The sequence below is a fragment of the Mycobacterium sp. genome, from assembly GCF_032162105.1.
Taxonomy (GTDB): domain Bacteria; phylum Actinomycetota; class Actinomycetes; order Mycobacteriales; family Mycobacteriaceae; genus Mycobacterium.
This window is the reverse complement of record NZ_JAVRPS010000582.1, coordinates 1-3,555: the sequence shown is the minus strand read 5'-3', so window position 1 is coordinate 3,555 and position 3,555 is coordinate 1. Positions and strand designations below refer to the sequence as shown.

The 3,555-nt window shown below is 62.9% G+C and carries 4 protein-coding genes; 1 reads left to right on the top strand and 3 read right to left on the bottom strand.

What is annotated here, in order from left to right; all coding sequences use genetic code 11:
• The 3 genes from QOC69_RS29700 to QOC69_RS29690 form a co-directional block, all read right to left on the bottom strand.
• The coding region (locus QOC69_RS29700) for a VOC family protein (protein ID WP_526446098.1) at positions 1-231 on the bottom strand (231 nt) is incomplete at its 3' end.
• Between the two features lie 254 nt (positions 232-485).
• Complete coding sequence (locus QOC69_RS29695) at positions 486-1,382, bottom strand: SDR family oxidoreductase (protein ID WP_526446097.1); 897 nt, start codon at positions 1,380-1,382, stop codon at positions 486-488.
• A gap of 129 nt (positions 1,383-1,511) precedes the next feature.
• On the bottom strand, positions 1,512-2,435 hold the full coding sequence (locus QOC69_RS29690; RefSeq protein ID WP_526446096.1) for an SDR family oxidoreductase: 924 nt from the start codon (positions 2,433-2,435) through the stop codon (positions 1,512-1,514).
• A 179-nt stretch (positions 2,436-2,614) separates the two neighbouring features.
• On the opposite strand from QOC69_RS29690, the gene QOC69_RS29685 reads away from it, so the two are divergent.
• Positions 2,615-3,295 (top strand): NADPH-dependent F420 reductase, encoded by a 681-nt coding sequence (locus tag QOC69_RS29685; RefSeq protein ID WP_526446095.1) that lies wholly within the window; start codon positions 2,615-2,617, stop codon positions 3,293-3,295.
• The last annotated feature ends 260 nt before the right edge of the window (positions 3,296-3,555 follow it).

Here is a 3,555-nt window from a genome sequence, read left to right as displayed (position 1 = left end):
CAGCGAACGGACGCCGATGCTCGCCGCGGCCACGGAGGCCGGCGCAATCAGGTCGTGTGCCTCGAACACCACCAGCAGGTTGATCATCACGTTCTTGAGCTTGAGCACCGCGGACTCGTCGTCCTCGGAGATCACCTCCAGGCCGAATACGTCGGTGTAGAAGGCCTTCACCGCCGGTAGGTCCTCCACGAACAAGGTGATGACCCCAAGTTCATTCAGTGCCTTGATCACATGCTCTCCTCCACGTGCGCTTTACAGGACTACAGCCCGATGGCAGCAGTGCCGAGCGGAGCTGGTCAGCCCGAGATGATTTCGAGCGCCCCCGGCCGCGCGTTGAGCGTTGAGGAAGATGACGAGTACACCCGCGTCTTCGTTGGTCACGCCGCAATCCTTGGGTCGTGGACGGGTTCACTTCGAACACCGTGAGAAGTTTGGTGGGCCCACGACACCCTGACGGCCGGCGCGAGCAGTCCGTTCTGGTTTCATCAAACGGGGGTGACGCGGTAGACGGTGTCACCGCGGAACATCGGCGCGTTGCGTCTGGCGAAGTGCGCGAAGGTTGTAGGTGCAATCCCGAAGCGCTGATGGGTCGACAGGTCGACGGTTGAATGCCCCAGCCGGCGGCGTTCGTCGAATAGCTGGGCAAATGCGTCGGCTCGTTGTGGCGGGTAGCCGGCGTTGAGCCATTCGCGCAGCTTGTCTTTCGACGACACGTTGATGTAGCGAACCGGTTTGCCGATGGCGTCGGAAATGTGCCCTGCGACCTCGGCCATGGTGAGCGCTTCCGGGCCGGTCATCGCGTAGGACTTGCCGTGATGGCCGGGGGTGGTGAGCACGCGGTAGGCCACTTTGGCGATGTCGTCGATGTCGACGGGAGCCAGCGTTGCGTCAGCAAGGGGCAGCCGCAACTCGCCCGCCTGAACGATGGCCGGTGTTTCCTCGCAGTACACCTGCATGAACTGGGCCGGACGCAGCATGGTCCAGGACATGCCAGAGCCGACCAGATATCGCTGGATCTGTTCGTGGCTTCTGGCGGAGCGGAATTTCTCCGGGTCGAAGCCGTCGATCGAGTCCTGACCGGAGAACTTCACGACATGCGCGACGCCTGCCCTGTTCGCGGCATCGATGAAGGTGCATTGGGTTTCGAGCATCTGTGGGCCCGCACCTGAGATCATCAGCACGCGGTCGACGCCGGCAAGGGCAGAGTGCAGCGTTTCCGGTGCCAGCATGTCGCCCAACGCCACTTCGACGCCGGCGAGCGCGTGCAGGGCTGCCGCCTTGGCCGGGTCTCGCGCTAACGCGCGCACCGGTTCGCCGTGCTGTACGAACTCACGGATGACGGCCGATCCGGGGCGGCCGGTCGCGCCTGTAACGAGGATCATTGCTGCTCCAATGGTGGGGGTGATGAGGCAAAAACGCGGCGAATCGCCTTGAGTCAGGCCGTCATACCGCAGATCAGTAGTTCTGCGCGTGTCCGAATCTCATTGGTGATGCCCACTGTCTGGCGGGGGTCACCTCGCTGCTGAAGAGGGCTGCCACCCTGTGACCGTCAGACGGCTGGCGGGAGCCTCGCCGCGGAACACCTCAGCATGCCGGCGTACGAACGAGGCGAAACTGGTGGGGGTCACGTCGAACAGGTTGTGAGTGCTGAGGTTGGGGCGCGATTCGTCAGCGCCCTGTCGCCGCTCGCTGAACAGTTCGTCCATTGCGTCGACAAAATACGTGGGGACTCCGGCCGCGCGCAGTGCGACGTGGTAGTCGGCCGAAGGGGTGTCAACGTAGCGAACCGGTCGGTCGATGGCCGATGAAACGTGTTCGGCGATCTCGGTCGTGGTTAGCGCCTCGGGACCGGTCATTTCGTAACGCTTGCCCTCGTGATCGTTGCCGTGCAACAGCGCGACGGCGACCTGAGCGATGTCCTGGACGTCTACCGGTGAAAGTTGCGCGTCGCCCATCGGCAGGTTGAGCGTGCCGTCGCGCGATATCGTCGGCACCGCATCACGCAAGTGGGTCTGCATGAAGGTGCTCGGCCGCAAATGCGTCCACGCCAGACCCGACCCCTCGAGATACCGTTCCACCTCGGCGTGCATCCGTGCGAACCGGAACGTCGAGTCGCTCCAGCAGCCCATGCCGGAGAACTTGACGACGTGACGGACACCGGCTCGTTTGGCGGCATCGATGAAAGTGCACTGTGTCTCGACCAGATGTTGGCCCGGCGAGGAGATCAGCAAGACGCGCTCCACATCGTCGAGGGCTTCCTCGAGTGTGTCCGGCTTGAGCATGTCGCCCTCGACCAGTTCGACGGTGCCCGGGATGCCAAGGGCTGTCACCTTTTTTTCATCCCTTACTAGTGCCCGCACCGGTAACCCGCGGTCCACACACTCACGGATCACCGCGGACCCGCTTAAACCGGTCGTCCCTGTCACAAGAATCATGTTGTCGTCGTCCCTGAATCGATCTGCTGCCGCGAAAACCTCGCGGCACTTTCACAGAGGTAGACCATCGAGTCGCCGAAAAGGAACCGCCGTCTGCCCCGCGAATCTGGCGGTTGCGATTCCTTTACCGAAGCGACGCGGTCTACATGTCGATCACTTCGACGGAAACGAGGAGAACCATGAAGATCACAGTTCTGGGCAGCGGCTTCGCCGGCCGCACGCTGGCGGGTGGGTTAGCCGATCTCGGTCATGACATCACCATTGGCACACGCGATGTGGAGGCAACCCTGGACAGGACCGATCCGGACCGGATGGGCAACCTCGCCTACGCCGTCTGGGCCCGGGACTTCCCCGACATCAGCCTTGCGCCCTTTGCCGACGCGGCATCGGACGCTGACCTGTTCGTCAACGCCACCGCGGGCGCTGGGTCGATCGCCGCACTCGCTGAGGCAGGCAAGGCCAATCTCGCCGGCAAGGTGCTGCTCGACGTGTCCAACCCACTCGAATTCTCCCAAGGCTTCCCACCGAACCTCTTCGTCAATGACACCGACTCGCTCGGTGAGCAAATCCAGCGAGCCTTCCCCGACACCCGCGTCGTCAAAGCGCTGAACACCATGGTCGGCGATGTCATGACCACCCCCAAGTCCGTTGCCGAGGGCGACCACAGCGTATTCATCTCGGGCGACGACCCCGCGGCCAAGCGGGTCATCACTGAGCTGTTGACCTCGTTCGGCTGGATCGACATCATCGACCTCGGCGGCATCCAAACCGCCCGCGCCACCGAGATGATGGTCAAGATCCGATTGCTGGTAATGACCAGCCTCGGCACGCCGATCTTCAACTTCAAGATCGCCCGTTGACTCGATCGGTCCCGGCACCCTCAGTGCGCACGGACCCTGGAAAGACGTGGACACCATGAGTAACAACGACATTCGTGCCGGCCCCGGGTTGGCACCGTGACCACGACGACGCGTCGGTGCTCATCGCTTTCCTGAGCGTAGGCCTATACCTGGCACACTGAGCATCGCAGCCGGAGCGCCGGTGTGCGGCTTGCTGTACTACCGTCGACTGGGTGAACGCCGTCCTCGAAGCTGGCTACACCGTTGGTGACTACTTGTTG

Coding starts and splice junctions, on each gene's coding strand:
- QOC69_RS29685 (WP_526446095.1), top strand. CDS start 2,615: ATGAAGATCACAGTTCTGGGCAGCGGCTTCGCCGGCCGCACGCTGGCG.
- QOC69_RS29695 (WP_526446097.1), bottom strand. CDS start 1,382: ATGATCCTCGTTACAGGCGCGACCGGCCGCCCCGGATCGGCCGTCATC.
- QOC69_RS29690 (WP_526446096.1), bottom strand. CDS start 2,435: ATGATTCTTGTGACAGGGACGACCGGTTTAAGCGGGTCCGCGGTGATC.